The sequence below is a fragment of the Brumimicrobium salinarum genome (assembly GCF_002844555.1).
GTDB classification, from domain to species: domain Bacteria; phylum Bacteroidota; class Bacteroidia; order Flavobacteriales_D; family Crocinitomicaceae; genus Brumimicrobium; species Brumimicrobium salinarum.
Genome location: NZ_PJNI01000001.1, coordinates 58,666 through 73,029, shown reverse-complemented (window position 1 = coordinate 73,029; position 14,364 = coordinate 58,666). Strand labels below are relative to the sequence as shown.

General features: G+C 34.2%; 17 protein-coding genes. 5 read left to right on the top strand and 12 right to left on the bottom strand.

What is annotated here, in order from left to right; genetic code table 11:
* Entirely contained in the window at positions 1-543 is a 543-nt protein-coding gene (locus tag CW751_RS00360; protein ID WP_101332973.1) for a hypothetical protein, read from the bottom strand.
* 281 nt (positions 544-824) lie between these two features.
* On the opposite strand from CW751_RS00360, the gene CW751_RS00355 reads away from it, so the two are divergent.
* The 3 genes from CW751_RS00355 (at position 825) to CW751_RS00345 (ending at position 2,578) form a co-directional block, all read left to right on the top strand.
* Positions 825-1,370 carry a hypothetical protein gene (locus CW751_RS00355; protein WP_101332972.1) on the top strand — a complete coding sequence of 182 codons (546 nt, stop codon included), beginning with the start codon at positions 825-827 and terminating at the stop codon, positions 1,368-1,370.
* A gap of 71 nt (positions 1,371-1,441) precedes the next feature.
* On the top strand, positions 1,442-1,753 hold the full coding sequence (locus CW751_RS00350) for a hypothetical protein (protein ID WP_133122079.1): 312 nt from the start codon (positions 1,442-1,444) through the stop codon (positions 1,751-1,753).
* Between the two features lie 252 nt (positions 1,754-2,005).
* Positions 2,006-2,578, top strand: coding sequence for a PhnA domain-containing protein (locus tag CW751_RS00345; RefSeq protein ID WP_101333508.1), 573 nt, complete (start codon positions 2,006-2,008; stop codon positions 2,576-2,578).
* A 477-nt stretch (positions 2,579-3,055) separates the two neighbouring features.
* Here CW751_RS00345 and CW751_RS00340 read toward each other — a convergent pair whose 3' ends face one another.
* The 4 genes from CW751_RS00340 to CW751_RS00325 all read right to left on the bottom strand — a co-directional run bounded on the left by CW751_RS00340 (position 3,056) and on the right by CW751_RS00325 (position 7,743).
* On the bottom strand, positions 3,056-4,126 hold the full coding sequence (locus tag CW751_RS00340; protein WP_101332970.1) for a serine hydrolase domain-containing protein: 1,071 nt from the start codon (positions 4,124-4,126) through the stop codon (positions 3,056-3,058).
* A 23-nt stretch (positions 4,127-4,149) separates the two neighbouring features.
* Positions 4,150-5,244, bottom strand: a complete 1,095-nt coding sequence (locus CW751_RS00335; RefSeq protein WP_101332969.1) for a mechanosensitive ion channel family protein — start codon at positions 5,242-5,244, stop codon at positions 4,150-4,152.
* 18 nt (positions 5,245-5,262) lie between these two features.
* On the bottom strand, positions 5,263-6,795 hold the full coding sequence (locus tag CW751_RS00330; protein ID WP_101332968.1) for a carbon-nitrogen hydrolase family protein: 1,533 nt from the start codon (positions 6,793-6,795) through the stop codon (positions 5,263-5,265).
* 150 nt (positions 6,796-6,945) lie between these two features.
* Positions 6,946-7,743, bottom strand: a complete 798-nt coding sequence (locus tag CW751_RS00325; protein ID WP_101332967.1) for a M90 family metallopeptidase — start codon at positions 7,741-7,743, stop codon at positions 6,946-6,948.
* A 225-nt stretch (positions 7,744-7,968) separates the two neighbouring features.
* Between CW751_RS00325 and CW751_RS00320 the strand changes: the two genes are divergently transcribed.
* Complete coding sequence (locus CW751_RS00320; RefSeq protein WP_101332966.1) at positions 7,969-8,724, top strand: DnaJ domain-containing protein; 756 nt, start codon at positions 7,969-7,971, stop codon at positions 8,722-8,724.
* Between the two features lie 176 nt (positions 8,725-8,900).
* Here CW751_RS00320 and CW751_RS00315 read toward each other — a convergent pair whose 3' ends face one another.
* From CW751_RS00315 to CW751_RS00290, 6 genes are all read right to left on the bottom strand, one after another.
* Positions 8,901-9,341: a hypothetical protein gene (locus CW751_RS00315; protein ID WP_101332965.1), complete on the bottom strand. Its 441-nt coding sequence runs from the start codon at positions 9,339-9,341 to the stop codon at positions 8,901-8,903.
* A gap of 221 nt (positions 9,342-9,562) precedes the next feature.
* Entirely contained in the window at positions 9,563-10,582 is a 1,020-nt protein-coding gene (locus CW751_RS00310; RefSeq protein ID WP_101332964.1) for a T9SS type A sorting domain-containing protein, read from the bottom strand.
* A 53-nt stretch (positions 10,583-10,635) separates the two neighbouring features.
* The gene (locus CW751_RS00305) at positions 10,636-11,184 is read right to left on the bottom strand and encodes a hypothetical protein (RefSeq protein WP_133122078.1); all 549 of its coding nucleotides are present in this window, start codon (positions 11,182-11,184) and stop codon (positions 10,636-10,638) included.
* A gap of 4 nt (positions 11,185-11,188) precedes the next feature.
* Entirely contained in the window at positions 11,189-11,551 is a 363-nt protein-coding gene (locus CW751_RS00300; RefSeq protein ID WP_101332962.1) for a PDZ domain-containing protein, read from the bottom strand.
* A 5-nt stretch (positions 11,552-11,556) separates the two neighbouring features.
* Positions 11,557-12,414: a M28 family peptidase gene (locus CW751_RS00295; protein WP_101332961.1), complete on the bottom strand. Its 858-nt coding sequence runs from the start codon at positions 12,412-12,414 to the stop codon at positions 11,557-11,559.
* Entirely contained in the window at positions 12,399-12,890 is a 492-nt protein-coding gene (locus tag CW751_RS00290) for a c-type cytochrome (protein ID WP_101332960.1), read from the bottom strand. Before CW751_RS00290 ends, CW751_RS00295 begins: the two co-directional genes overlap by 16 nt.
* A 359-nt stretch (positions 12,891-13,249) precedes the next feature.
* On the opposite strand from CW751_RS00290, the gene CW751_RS00285 reads away from it, so the two are divergent.
* The gene (locus tag CW751_RS00285; protein WP_101332959.1) at positions 13,250-13,444 is read left to right on the top strand and encodes a hypothetical protein; all 195 of its coding nucleotides are present in this window, start codon (positions 13,250-13,252) and stop codon (positions 13,442-13,444) included.
* 333 nt (positions 13,445-13,777) lie between these two features.
* Here CW751_RS00285 and CW751_RS00280 read toward each other — a convergent pair whose 3' ends face one another.
* Complete coding sequence (locus tag CW751_RS00280) at positions 13,778-14,332, bottom strand: hypothetical protein (protein ID WP_101332958.1); 555 nt, start codon at positions 14,330-14,332, stop codon at positions 13,778-13,780.
* Between the last annotated feature and the right edge of the window lie 32 nt (positions 14,333-14,364).

Genomic DNA, 14,364 nt, shown 5'->3' with positions numbered 1-14,364 from the left:
TCACTCTCCTTCTTCAACCTTAAAACTCCCAACCACTCCTTCATACTCTTTCAACATCAACTGATAATCGTCCACATTTTTTGCTCGGACATAGCTTAAAAGCAAAATAGAACTACCATCAGTCTGAGATGCTTGGATTCCATAAACAAATTGAGAGGAATCCTTTATTATGGTTTTCTTCGTTTTTTCATCGAAATCAACATGCTCAAAATTCTTGTATTCAAGGAACTTGTTATACGCCTTTTCATTGGCAAACTGAAACAAGAATACATCATAATAAGGATCGATGATGGTTTCAAAATACTCAATGACATTGTTTTTAAAGGGTTTGATGTTGTAAGTTTTTAGCTGGCGTTTAAGGTCTTTTTTCTTTTTGTTTCGAACATGGTCTCCGGCCAAGTCTACGTAGAAATGGATGGAATCATTGCTGTAGTTGGAGTTGAGATCTCTTGTGATTTCACCAGAATAGAGTTGTTTGTTAAAAGAAGCACAAGAAGAAATGAGGAATGCCAAGCCGATAAATGCGATGTAAAAGTATTTCATGATTGTGTTTTGTTAAAACTTACAATCAAATTTAAATAAAATTTCGATGACTAATTTTTATTGGTGGTGTTTTAGTATTTTGGACGTGTCCCTGCTGTTTTTCTTTAAAATAAATGATTGAAAAACAGCAGCGTCAGGCTATCCACTATATCTTTTTTTTCAAAAAAGGATGCCGTTACTATCCTTCACGCAGGAGTGACTCCCTAATGTCTTACCCTTTTAAAAAATAAATATTTTTCCAAGGTTCCGGATGACAAGAATCCCACTATCTTTGCCAGTCTATGTTTAAAAACTCCTCCATCATTGGATATATATTATTTCTTTTATTGCACGTTTTCTTTATTGCAAGATGTGTAACTGATGCTACTCATTTTGGAGGTTCTTCGTTTTTATTTCTGTTAATTCTTGGTTTATTGTTGTTCAGCTACTCCCGCATTTTCCAAGAAAAATTCAATTCTTCAGGGAATCTATTGGAGTTTTCAACTTTAGTTGCAGGAAGTTTACTCACTTTTTATCTCAACAATTATTTGGGTTGGGGCGCTGTTTTGGCTTCTGCAACTGTTGGATTAGTCGGAGGATTATTGCCTTATCTCAATTCTTCTTCCCAACAACTAAAGTCTGTTGCTTTGACTGTTTATTGCGGAACTTTTGTAGGTATGGCCAGTACCTCTTTGTTTGATGAGTTGCATTATATCTTCATTGCCAGTGCCATTTCTGGCTTGTTTTATATTTATACGCGTGGCTTGTTTATCGGTTACGGCGGAAAACTTGGTTCCGTAGCTTTTTCAGGAGTTTTGGCAACCGTAATATTGTTTATGTTGAGATGATGGTGTTTTCCTTATATTTCGTAGGCTTATTGGGTGCTGTCATTGCTTTTATATTGAATAATAATTTCAAAATGGGAATTGTAGTCGGTTCGGCATTACCTTCTTTAATTTTTGCACTTGCTATTTTTTTACTTGAAAATTATCTGCCCGCTCCTTTCGTCGAGGATGCTCCCGTGATTTTTTATGGTGCTGCTTTTATCGGAATGGCTTCAAATAAAATTCTTTCTTCTTACATTTTAATTGGAGTTTCGGGATTACTATTTACTTTTATCTATCTGCATACTTCTCCTTATTTTGACGGCTTTGGTGGAGCGTTAGGAACAACAGCTGCGCTTTGTTTCTTGCCGGTTTACGCTGTGAAGTTATTGTTGAATAGGAAGTAAATTACTTAATAAAATTACAAAACGACTAACTGAAATAATTTCGAATTATTCAATTACGAATTTCGAATTATCCATTAAACATTAAAAACTTAATCATTACCCATTACTTCTGTGTTTATAAGCTATGCTGCTGCCAGAATGGTGGATGAGTTTGTCGAATTCCATCACGAGGTTGTTAGATTAACTCTAAAAATCAGTGTTTTTTCATATCTAATATTAGATTATCTTTGTCTTTTTAAAACACCCATTAAGATGATTCAAGAAAAACTCCAAGCAAGAAGTAATAATCAATGTGAATTGTGTGCCGCTAAAAATGAATTACAAGTTTATACAGTTCCACCAAAAGATTCAGAAAACGAAGAAAACTCAATTTTGATCTGTGAAACTTGTCATACGCAAATTACAGACGAAACGAAAGTGGAACCCAATCACTGGAGGTGTTTAAACGACAGTATGTGGAGCGAGGTCGAAGCTGTAAAAGTAGTGGCTTGGCGAATGCTAGATCGCCTGAGAGGTGAAGGTTGGCCTGCTGATCTCATCGATATGATGTACTTGGATGACGAAACCTTAGCTTGGGCAAAAGAAGGAGCCGATGAGGAAGAGGAAGATAAAATCGTACATAAAGACAGTAACGGAGTAGTGCTAGAAGCTGGTGATACTGTGGTCCTCATTAAAGACCTTCCTGTGAAAGGTTCGAGTATGGTGGCCAAAAGAGGGACTGCGGTTAGACGTATTTCTTTAGACCACAACAATGCTAACCATATTGAAGGACGTGTGGATGGACAACAGATTGTTATTCTTACTCAATTCGTAAAGAAATCCTGATGTTTTTGATTATAAAATCCATTTCCTGCGTTGCTTATATTTTATGAAATCAGTCATCCCGACGTTACAGTCGGGACTCCTTGGATTTAAAAAATAAAGCGCCTTGCAAATGAAATTTCTAATTCAAAAAAAAAATTTACGTTTATAAACCCGGATTATTCATGCATTTAATTTTAAATCTATTCTAGGCACAAGACCTAAAGTAATATATGTATATTTCGCGGGGCTTGTAACGACGAATAGATCAAAATTAAATCAAAATCTTACAAATACACAAATACCCAAAAATGGCTTTCTCAAATTTTACAGGAAATACAGTTAAAATACTGACTTACAGATGTTAATATTCATAAACTTTAAGATTGGTGAATAATTCGGGATAAAGCACCGATTGTGTAAAGAAATACTATTGTAATAAAACTCCCTTAATACGCTACTGCGAGATTTCATCTCGTAGTTGATTGTATTCATATTGCCTCAATAAGCCTTCCCTAAATCAGTTAGTACTTTCCACCAACTTGCTTTTCCTTCTTTTTTACCCATTCTAACAATGATGAGGTTCTTTTCTGGGTGAACATAAATGTATTGCCCTAAAATTCCTTGGGCCATATAATCACCTTGGTCAGAGGGCAACCACCATTGGTATTGATAGTAGCGAGGACTACCTTCAGAGCGATCAACTTTCGTTGATTCCTCAACCCATTTTTCAGAAACAATTTGCTTTCCGTTCCAATTTCCTTTGTTCAAATAGAGTCGACCAATTTTAGCAAAGTCTCTGGCTCTGGCATTCAAACAACAAAATGTTTTTTCGATACCATTTTTTTTTCGGTCAATGCTCCAACTGGCATCGTACTCCATTTCTAATGGAATCCAAATCTTTTCTTGGAGGTACTCAGAGATGGTCTTGTCTTTTAAAGCCCTTTCTAATACCAAACCTAAAATTTGTGTATTTCCACTAAGGTATTCAAATTTTTCTCCTGGTTCGTATTTTAATTTCAGTTTAGGAATTTCTTGACGCAATTTAGTGCCGTAGTAAAAGGTGGCAACGTTTCCAAATGGATTGAAATAACCTTCATTATAATCTAAACCTGAAGTCATTTGAAGTAAATGCTTGATTGTTACCTTGTCGAATCCATTGGGCTTTAGTTCTGGAATATACTTGGTGACAGGTTCGTCTACTGATAAAATCAAACCTTCGTCAATTGCAATTCCAATTAAAATAGAAGTAACAGATTTCGCCACTGAAAAGGAGGGGATGATATCTTCTTGGTCATACGTTCTGAAATAGCGTTCATACAATAGAGAGTCATTTCGAATGATCATAAAAGCCACAGACTTTTGCTTTTTCAGGAACTGATCAAAATCAAAGGTCTCTCCATCAAAAACAACAGAATCTGGCTTTTTCTCAATACCTTGCGTGAAATAGAAGGTTGAATCCCCTGTCTCAACGGTTCGATTGGCAAAAATCTTATGGTCTTTTATATCAGCTACATTGTAAACGAAAAAACGGCCTACTTTACAGGAGCTTAGACAAAAAACGACTAACATTAAGGCTGTGAGCTTAAAAATCTTCACTCTTCTTTAAATAACGGTTTTTTAAAATGAACTGTTTGCTGTGGAAAAGGAATTTCAACTCCTTCCTTATCAAATCTTTTTTTGATGCTTTCAAGTAGATCATAACGCAAGGTCCAACCATCGTCTGGATTCGCGGTCCAGGCATACAATCTTAAAATTACAGCTGATGAATCAAGACGTATGACTTTAACAGGAACTTTAGGAACCTTGTCCTTAATCTCTTTTAAAGTTCTCTTCTCGATAAGCAAAGGATGCTTTTCGGCTTCTTCAGTCATGATTTTTCTGGCCAAATCGATATCACTATCATAGGAAATACCGATTTCTAAACGTTCACAAATGCGTTTATCTACAGATTTGTAGTTGATCAGTTTTTCTTTATTGATTACTGAATTCGGAACGACTATCATTTGATTTTCAAAATTTTGAATTACAGTATGTCTTAAGGTTATATCGGTAACTGTTCCAGTCATTCCACCTTCTATTTGAATAATGTCACCAATTCTGAAAGGCTTAAAAGATACGATGAATAACCCGCTTACAATATTTCCCAATGCTTCTTGCGATGCGATCCCTGCAATGACAGCAATTACCCCTGCACCTCCTAGAACAGTTTGTGCTACTCCTTTGAAACCAGGCAGTACCAATAAAATCAGCAATACTCCTGACGTGTAAATAGCCCCAATAGCAATGTATCGAAGAAACTTTAAACTTGTGGGGTCGTCATGTTCATCGTTCTTTTTATTCACTTTCCACTTAAACCATTTGTTTGTGGTGGAAGCAAGAACAACGGTGGAAATCGTTACAATTGCACTGTAAATTATGAATTTTGAGTTGTCGATTAAAGTTTTGTTGACTTCAGGAGAAACAAAGAGCAATGCAATAGCAATGATTCCCAAAACTAACCACAAGGTGTTTAATATTCGCCTTACGGTTTTTAGGGTTCCGTCACTTTGATAATGAAGTTTTTCGACACTTCTTTTTAAGGCCCTTTTTTGAATAAAATTGGTGAGAAATCGCAATGCAACAACAGAAATAATTGTGACGATAATGTAAATTATTTCATACTGATAGTCTTCAAAAAACTCAATCATGATTTATTTATTAAAATTCTATTTAGCTACTTTCTTTTTTAACTCAAATAAGTCTGTTCTTCGGTCTTTCAAATTACGAACACTTCCAAATTCATTTAGTTCACGCAACAAATCTAAGTCAACATCTGCAATCAAAATCATTTCTGAGTTTGGAGTGGCTTCTGCTTTTACACCATTCGTGGGAAAGGCAAAATCACAAGGCGTAAACACCATTGATTGTGCGTATTGAATGTCCATGTTGTGAACGTTGGGTAGATTCCCTACACTTCCAGCAATGGCTACATAGCATTCATTTTCAATTGCTCTAGCTTGCGAACAATGTCTTACCCGTGAATATCCGTTCTGTGTATCTGTTAAGAAAGGTACGAATAAAATCTCCATTCCTTGATCGGCCAATAATCGACTGAGTTCTGGGAATTCTGAATCGTAGCAAATAAGTATTCCTACTTTCCCAGAATCGGTATCAAAAACCTGAATTTTATTTCCTCCTTGCATTCCCCAATATTTCACCTCGTTTGGAGTAATATGGATTTTTTCATAGCGTTCTACAGTTCCATCTCGGCGACATAAATACCCAACATTATAGAGTACCCCATCGATCATCTCAGGCATACTTCCTGAAATTATATTGATGTTATACGAAATAGCATATCCAGAAAATTTTTCAACGATTTTTTCTGTGTATTCTGCAAGCGAACGAATAGCATCTGCTTCAGATAAGTGATTGTCATTTCCCATCAATGGAGCATTAAATAGCTCAGGGAATAACGCAAAATCTGAACGGTAGCCCGACAATGAGCTAATGAAGAACTCACATTGTTCAAAGAAAGTCTCCGTGTCCTTGTACGGACGCATCTGCCATTGGACTAATCCAAGTCTAACCACACGTTTTTTTGACGCAGCTTTTTTTGATGCTTTCTCATAATAAATGTTTCTCCATTCTAATAAAACGGCATAATCATTCGAATGTACATCGCCTTTTAAATAGTTCTTTAAAACTCGCGTAGGATAAAAGTCATTTGAAATTTGAAAATTCAATACAGGATCATTGATTTCTTTCGTTTTGACTTTATCGATATACTCTTTTGGAGTTAACTTATCTTGATACTTGTGATAGTTGGGTATTCTTCCGCCGAAAGCAATTCCCTTTAGGTTTAACTTTTCGCATAATTCTTTCCGATAATCGTACAAGCGTCTTCCTAATCTTAATCCACGAAATTCTGGCTTGATAAATACATCAATCCCATACAAAACATCACCATCTTGCTGGTGTGAATTGAAAGTATCATTGTCTGTAATGTCTCTGTAGGTGTGCGCATCATCGTATTTATCGTAATCTACAATAATAGATAAAGCACAACCAGCCAATTCTCCGTTAATTTTGACAACCACTTGTCCTTCCGGAAAAATCGATAATAATTTTTCAATATGCCCTTCCTTCCAATAGGTTCCCATTGTAGGATAAGCCTCAATCATCACGTCCTTTAGCTCTTGATAATCATCAATGTCTAAGTACTTGAGCGTAATGTTATCGATATCTTCTACTTTCATTTTCTGTTTTAGATTCAAAGAATAAAAATAGGATTATTCTTTGAGAAAAGGGAAAGTTTGGGTTTTTTTAATGGTGAATAAACGAGATAATCGACATAGCTTTTTATCCCTCCAATAGTAAATATTGAAGCAGTGAATCGCTATTCAACTTTAATTTTTCTCACTGTAAAATGAATCCAATGCATTGTACAATCCAGGATGTTCTGTTCTTAGTCGTTCCGGATTCTCAAAAAAGAACTCACTGACAACCGCTAAGAACTCAGCCCTGTTAGCTGCCCCGTAGTCTCGAATTGTTGAGGTTCCAAAATCAATTTCGTTCATTTTAATGTTGATAATGTGTAGCCAAGGCATTAAATCGATATCATTCATGGAGTTACCCAGAATTCCATCAATTTTACCATCTTGTTTATCAAGAACATGAATGAATTCGTGAATTACAACATTTTTATTATCTGTATTATCATGAAAACCTTCATTTATAGACTTTCGGGATAACATTACTGTTCCTTCATTAGAACCCCAACCTACCAATCCATGCGCCATTCTGGTAGAATCTGGAATCTGAAATTGATCTGGATAAAGCTGAACTTCTTTGAGGTTAGCATAATTCCATCTCGAAAAACGAAAAACAGGGATTACTGCTCCTGCTGCAATTAGTATTTTGTCTTCATGCGATACTTCAGTATTCATTCCTTGAATTTTGACATTCAAAAGGAAAACGTGGACTTTTCTTTCGAATTCCGTTTTTTCATCTCTTGTAAGCCGATTATAGAACTTGACGCGATCTCGAAGTATACTTCTCCAAAGACTTGGAAATGGTTTTTTTGATGGGTTGTTTAATGGCTTTATTGAGTTATGAAACTCCTGTTTAGAAGCTTTTAACTTTCTGTATCCAAGAAGGACTCCAAATGTAATTCCTATTATTAGGTATAAAGTAATGTTGTTCATGCTTCTAAAGATAACATTTCAATAGTAAATGCAAGTTTATAAAATTTCATATCGCCTAATTTACAGCCTATTTAGAACAGAGTATGAAAAACCATTCGACAATCACGAATAGTAATTACAGCAATTTTAACTATTTTAGGCCGGATTTACGATGTGATTTTCACATTTAATCCATTGATTAATTAAAAATACTGCAAAAAAACCAAGACTAATTCAGGCAAACCTATGATGACCATCTTTTTCTATTTATTTTTAGTACTAGTTGTTGTTTTCATTCAGGTGTTGGATAACATTAAAAATGATAGAGCATGGGATCATAATTTAATGATGAATGAACAGCAAATAAAGCAAGAACCTCCTCATGACCCTTTATTGGAGGCGTATATAAGCCTTGGAGCACTCATGGTTCGCAAAGACAGTTCATCTTACAGAGAGAAAATACTTTATTTGAATAGTTATTTCGCTAGGCATTTCCCACATTCACATTATGATTTTGGACGTTCGTTTACCGCAAGTTTAAAACGGCCTATTCATCCACGTACGGTTTCCAAGTGGTTGCGAAGAAAATTACCCCAACGTGAGCAGCGCTTGCAAATCATGTATTTTCTAGCAGGCTTATCAAATGTTGACGGTGCTATGAACCAACGGGAAATAGCATTATTAAAAGAGATAAACGAACTGTTAAAACTTTCGGCAGAGGATTTAGACAGGATTATCGCGATCTATACCCAGCAACAAGAAAGGACAAAATCTTCAGATAGTCCAAGTTCAAGAATTGCTACTGTAAAACTTGCATATAGAATTATGGGGGTTTCTGAAAACGCCTCAAAGGACGAAATAAAAAAAGCCTACCGCCGCCTCGTGAAATTGCATCATCCTGATGTTTTTGCCACCAAAGGAAAGGAACATCAAGAAATTGCTGCGAAAAGATTTATAGAAATTCAAAAAGCCTACGAAATTTTAGAGGCAAGAGAAAAGTAGCTTTTGAGTATTTGTAAATGTGAGTTTCTTTGAAGGAGGGTATGTAGTGTTGTGCTTTTACATCAGCCTGTTTTTAAATATTTTATCGAAGAAACCAGCATTTTATTTTCAATAATGTAAAAATCGAAGGGTTGCACTGGCTGACCGGCAAAGGCTGTGTTATGAGTAAGTCTTTTTTAAAATCTAATTAACCTTAGTATGAATTCCACACTCATTATTGTTAAATACCCAAACTCTTTTCTTTTAACCATACCACGTGTAAGACTGATTAAATATAAAATGATGGGTATAAATACGCTAATTCGGACTTCTGAAGCATATGGAAAATGCACTATCACCATAAGATTTAATCCGAAAGCCCATATTCCGGCTAAAACTATTGTTATCTGATTAAGTTTTGAAAGCCCCCTCTTTCTTAAATTAGTTAACGAAATTAAAAGAGCAGTTAGCATATAAGTTATCAGTCCGATTGTTACAACTATTGGGATACCTATCCATGTAATCAAAATACCAAATGTCAGACCTGCTGTAAGTAAGGCATTTTGTCTATCGACTTTTTTAAGTGTTAAGACGAGCATACTTATGGCTACTATCGATAAAATAATTCTTTCTGTCATTTGTCATCCGATGTATACAACGGTTGGGCATACGGCAAGTAGGACAGAAAGATACAGATGAAGTTTCAAGTTCCCACTGAGCCAAAGCGTTGTGTTTTGTTTTTATCTTATTTTTTTAAAATGCATCCTGTTGCTTACGGATAGCGGTGCTAGTTAAAGGGAATAAACTTTCGGAAACCGTGAATTGTCCTATTTGCTGTACACAACATTAACTGCAGGCTCTATCTTTTCACTACTAATTTGTGCGTTGTTTTAGTATTCGATGTTTCTATAGAAATAAAATACACACTACCGTTAATTAGTTTGGTAATCTCCTTTTCATATAAATTACTACCAATTGATAAATTAGTTAATGTCGTTTTGTCAATAATTTTACCATTTAAATCGTGAATAATTAATTTAACATCTTCAACTTCCTTTAAATTAAATGCAACCTTTAATATACCATCATTTGGATTAGGATATATTTTTAAATTTAAATCATTTATACTTGATTCATTTAAATCATCAACAGATAAATTTGTAGATTTCTTTATTAAAACCTTAAAAATCTGATTAGTAGCACTGCTTTGTGTTCCATCATTAATAAAGAATATATTAGGTTGGGAACTGCTTATTCCTCCATAAATATAACCAATTAGAACATTATCTGTGGAAACACTATCTAATTTAAAAACTTCATTATTAAAATGAGGAAAGTTTAAATTAGGAATAAATTCTGCTCCTGCACCAAGAAGTGAGGGCATTTCTACAGGTAATTTATACTCAGCCATATTACCAGAATTATCTCTAGTAACTCTAGCAATAGTGTTTACAAAAGGTACATTATCATCTTGAACTAAAGTTCCGGAATTATCATAGAACTGAGCAATACCTCCAAAGAAAACAGAATGCATTTCATTTTCTTGTTCTGAATATATTGGCAATACCGGACAATGATAATGGTTGTAGTATTGTTGAAAAGTATTATTCACATTGTAGTTATTAGCATCTACAGTTACAGAATTTAAGAACGGTAAATCTACATTTTGCTGAAAAACACCTGAAAACATTGTAATTCCTTCATTTCCATTTGGTAAAATTTGTTGTTCAGCATTATAATCTCTGCGGTGTAAATTGGTAGGATCCAAGTGAGAAGGTAAATGAGTTATGGTAATATTTGTCCCATCATCAAGAAGATTAAATTTTCTAATAGCATTGGTATATTCTTGTACAAAGCCTGGTCCGTTATTTGGGCCCATTGGATTGTATTTTCCAATGAATTTTTGACCACCTAGCAGGAAATATGTATTATTTATTTTTTTAACCTACCCCCGGTAACTTGAAATTGAGTATCTGTAATTTGTCTAAAAAAAGTAGAAATCGTAGTGTTATTGATAATTCCATTCACAACATCAGAAACCTTAATTGCTGTTAGTTTATCAAATGTAGTATGATCGTTTTCTGTTGGGCTAAATCCATAACCACCGATACAATATAAATAGTCTCCTTCCTGATAAAACTCCATATTTGTAGAACTTAATTGTTCTTGAATTGAAGTAGGTAATGATGTTAATGGTGCACTCCATTTTTGAAGTGAAACCGGGTCAACAACAAGTAATTGATTGTTGTGTCCGGCAACGTCAAATGAGGCCCATGGTTGTCTTCTATGAAGTCCGTCAAGTCTTCCTCCAATGATAAGCCACTTTCCATTTGCTTGTCCATATGCATAGGATTGAATACCACCTAAGCCGGATATATTAATCGGTTCGATACTAATTTCGAAAGGTGCTGTTTGAGAAAATAAAGGCAATGACACCAATGTAATACAGCTGATAATAATGTAGTTCTTAATAAATTTCATGTTCTTATAATTTTATTGTTATGGTTTTCCTAATACCGTTTCTTATGTAAATTGTTTTATACTTTTTATTCTTTTTTAGTTTTGATAAAGCTTCCATGTAGGTATAAATATCAGTTATTTCAACATTCCCTATTTTAGTAATGATATCTCCTTTTTGTAAACCGTTTTTTTGAGCAATCTTACCTTCTATCACATCCTGAATGTGCAAACCATCCCCATAGTCTATATAATCTGGAAAAATTCCTAGAGTAACTTTGAAACTAGGTGTTTTTGTTTCTTTCTTTAATTTAGTAGGTGTGAAAGTTAAATTTGGATTTATAGCCAATGAATCAATTACTGATTTTGTATAGGAAAAAATCATCCCCATTTTACTTAAATTGATTTTTCAGTATCATCTGTTGGTTTATGATAATCGCTATGTAACCCAGTAAAGAAAAATAAAACAGGAATGTCTTGGTAATAAAACGAACTATGGTCAGACGGACCAACACCACTAGAATCTAATTTTGTATTCATATCCTTAGGCTTGTTTTTATTTAAAACGGAAGCAAAACTTGGTGAAGTTCCTACACCTCCAATGCTTAAATTATTACTCGAATCCATTCTACCAACCATATCAAAATTGACCATTAAACTAGTATTTGGATATTTTTGTTTAATAATTTTAGAAATTTCTTTTGATCCCATCAATCCAAGTTCTTCGCCTGAGAAACACGCAAAAATGAAATTAACAGGTTCTATTGTATTATTTTGACTATAATTTCTTGCGAGTTCCAGTACCATTGAAACCCCAGAAGCATTGTCATCAGCTCCATTGTGAATTAATCCTGTGGAATTTGTATCTCTAGAAAGCTTATATTCATTATGACCTAAGTGGTCATAATGACCGCCAATTACAAAGGTATTTGTCGCACCATTATCCAAAAAAGCAACCACGTTTTTTCCGGTAATAGTATCTGTATTTGTAGGATTGGAATGTGGATTTAAGTTATAAGTAAAAGAAAAGTTATGAATAAAGTTAAAATTAGGCAGTGGAGAAAGGTTCAGCTCTTTAAATTGGTTTTGAATATATTCACTCGCCATCTCTTCTCCAATAGTACCTGTTAATCTTCCTTGTAAAGAGTCTGAAGCTAATATTTTTATATGTTTTTTGAGGTTGTTTTCTAATTTTTGGGCGTACACAACAGTATGACCTAAAAACAGCACTAAAAAGATTATCTTTTTTCCCATTCTATATTATGTTTTTCTTCAAAGTGTTCCTTAAACCATTTTGGTTTTGGAAGTTCTGTTTTGTAAATAAATTTAACAATTTCCTGAATTTCAGATTTTTTGAGAGGTGTTTTTGGCATTAAACCAAACCTTTTAACAGGTCCTTTCATTATTGAATTTTCTTTTGTAGGATTGTTTACAAAATCAGACATTTGGGCTATAAATAACTCTTCAGTCGTGTACAGTTGCTTGTACTTGTGTTTTATTCCTGCAAGTGGCGGAGCAAGCATGTTGTCGTGCGATTCAGAGTTCGGATTATGACAAGAAAAACAATTGTTTTTAAGCAGATTTAAACCTTCGCTTTTTTGCAGTGTATTAATACTCTGAATTTCTGGTATTTCTTCAGCACCTAATACGTTACTTGTGTTCTCCGACTTTCTCTTACAACTAGAGAACAATAAAATACTAGAAGTTAAGAGAAGAATTATTTTTTTCATTTATTGAAAATGTTTTACCTCAAAAGTATGGGGTTTTTTTCATATACCGTGTAATATTAGTTACATACGCGGTTTTCTATGATTGCAGGTAACAGGAGTCTGCATACAAACCCTACTTTCACTCAAATATAACTGATATCAGACAAATAGGCTTCATTTGAAGAAGTACTATTTCTTGGTTTTAATAAATACAGAAAGGCAAGTTTTTAGAAATACAATCACACCTTTTGATATTGAATCTCTATGGTTTTTTATGACTTCGAACCCACCGCCAAAGGTAGCGTTCAACACCAAATACAATGAACTCCAGCCTTACTAGACCTCATTGATGCTTAATTGTTGTGGTGCGTTATTTTATTATGACAACTATACTTAAAGATTTTGATAAACTAAAAAAGCATATAACTACAGATGAGGGCAAAGAGCTTGCAAAGTTATTTAGAAAGCAATTAAAACGTTCTGAAAAATATGCTGATAAATTAGATACTTACTTTACAGATACTTTAGATGGAATGCCACCTGAAAAATCAGCTAATGAATTAGGATTGCTTTAATGCACCACAACGGTCTCGGCTATGGGTAGTGCGGGATTTCAAGGCACTTCACTTTCCGTTTAGCAGTTAGTTTATTTAATGTAATCACTTTCATATCAGCACTTTCGCCCGCATTACGTATAGCCAATGTGTGTGCCCAGCATGGGCATCTTTACCTTACGAAAGTAAGGAATTAATCTAAATGGTGCAAGTCTGCACCGATGCGTCTGCAGGCGCACTCCGTCAGCTTAGCTGGCGGAGCCGTCTACTCAATTACCAGCATATATCATCAGGTAGTTCTGGAAATGATGTTCTAATTGACTCATATTCGTTTAATCCTTTCTCAAATTGATGTTATCCAAACAAAAAATCAATATTAAATGCCAAGAAATTAGTCAATATTAATTCACTATATTCTCTTTCTGTTAAAGCTCCTATAGAATGCATATATTCAAGGTTTTCCTGAAACAATCTTGCATTAAAAAAAGGACTTTCAATAAGACCATCCCTAATAAAATCAATATATTCTATAGTTTCTTCGTAGTCCTTATCTTTTAGTTCTCCTTTGTCATACAAACTTTTTAAAGTTGATTTATTGAATGATTCACTAATATAAATTAATGTCTGTTCAAGCTTAATATCTGTTCCGGTAATTTGAGAGTTTATGTCTTCATAAAATAAACTTTTCACGTAGGAATAGTCGCTATGTATCATAATAGCTGTTTCTATTGAATCTATTTGTTCATTAGATAAATTGTGAGCCGTTACTAATGCTTTGCTAATATCGATATTATGATTATCAATCAACTTGGTTTGTAAATAATCGAAATTGAAGAACTCTTTTTTTTTTGCTGTGCAGGAAGCTAATAAACTTACAGTAAGAAGGAATAGAATAAAAACAAGTCTCATAATTTGAGTTTTTTGAAGATGTTAATAACTGT

What these genes read in the sequence shown, in the direction of transcription:
- CW751_RS00360 (WP_101332973.1), bottom strand. Translation starts at nt 543, where the DNA reads ATGAAATACTTTTACATCGCATTTATCGGCTTGGCATTCCTCATTTCT.
- CW751_RS00355 (WP_101332972.1), top strand. Translation starts at nt 825, where the DNA reads ATGTTTAAAAACTCCTCCATCATTGGATATATATTATTTCTTTTATTG.
- CW751_RS00350 (WP_133122079.1), top strand. Translation starts at nt 1,442, where the DNA reads ATGGGAATTGTAGTCGGTTCGGCATTACCTTCTTTAATTTTTGCACTT.
- CW751_RS00345 (WP_101333508.1), top strand. Translation starts at nt 2,006, where the DNA reads ATGATTCAAGAAAAACTCCAAGCAAGAAGTAATAATCAATGTGAATTG.
- CW751_RS00340 (WP_101332970.1), bottom strand. Translation starts at nt 4,126, where the DNA reads ATGTTAGTCGTTTTTTGTCTAAGCTCCTGTAAAGTAGGCCGTTTTTTC.
- CW751_RS00335 (WP_101332969.1), bottom strand. Translation starts at nt 5,244, where the DNA reads ATGATTGAGTTTTTTGAAGACTATCAGTATGAAATAATTTACATTATC.
- CW751_RS00330 (WP_101332968.1), bottom strand. Translation starts at nt 6,795, where the DNA reads ATGAAAGTAGAAGATATCGATAACATTACGCTCAAGTACTTAGACATT.
- CW751_RS00325 (WP_101332967.1), bottom strand. Translation starts at nt 7,743, where the DNA reads ATGAACAACATTACTTTATACCTAATAATAGGAATTACATTTGGAGTC.
- CW751_RS00320 (WP_101332966.1), top strand. Translation starts at nt 7,969, where the DNA reads ATGATGACCATCTTTTTCTATTTATTTTTAGTACTAGTTGTTGTTTTC.
- CW751_RS00315 (WP_101332965.1), bottom strand. Translation starts at nt 9,341, where the DNA reads ATGACAGAAAGAATTATTTTATCGATAGTAGCCATAAGTATGCTCGTC.
- CW751_RS00310 (WP_101332964.1), bottom strand. Translation starts at nt 10,582, where the DNA reads ATGGGCCCAAATAACGGACCAGGCTTTGTACAAGAATATACCAATGCT.
- CW751_RS00305 (WP_133122078.1), bottom strand. Translation starts at nt 11,184, where the DNA reads ATGAAATTTATTAAGAACTACATTATTATCAGCTGTATTACATTGGTG.
- CW751_RS00300 (WP_101332962.1), bottom strand. Translation starts at nt 11,551, where the DNA reads ATGGGGATGATTTTTTCCTATACAAAATCAGTAATTGATTCATTGGCT.
- CW751_RS00295 (WP_101332961.1), bottom strand. Translation starts at nt 12,414, where the DNA reads ATGGGAAAAAAGATAATCTTTTTAGTGCTGTTTTTAGGTCATACTGTT.
- CW751_RS00290 (WP_101332960.1), bottom strand. Translation starts at nt 12,890, where the DNA reads ATGAAAAAAATAATTCTTCTCTTAACTTCTAGTATTTTATTGTTCTCT.
- CW751_RS00285 (WP_101332959.1), top strand. Translation starts at nt 13,250, where the DNA reads ATGACAACTATACTTAAAGATTTTGATAAACTAAAAAAGCATATAACT.
- CW751_RS00280 (WP_101332958.1), bottom strand. Translation starts at nt 14,332, where the DNA reads ATGAGACTTGTTTTTATTCTATTCCTTCTTACTGTAAGTTTATTAGCT.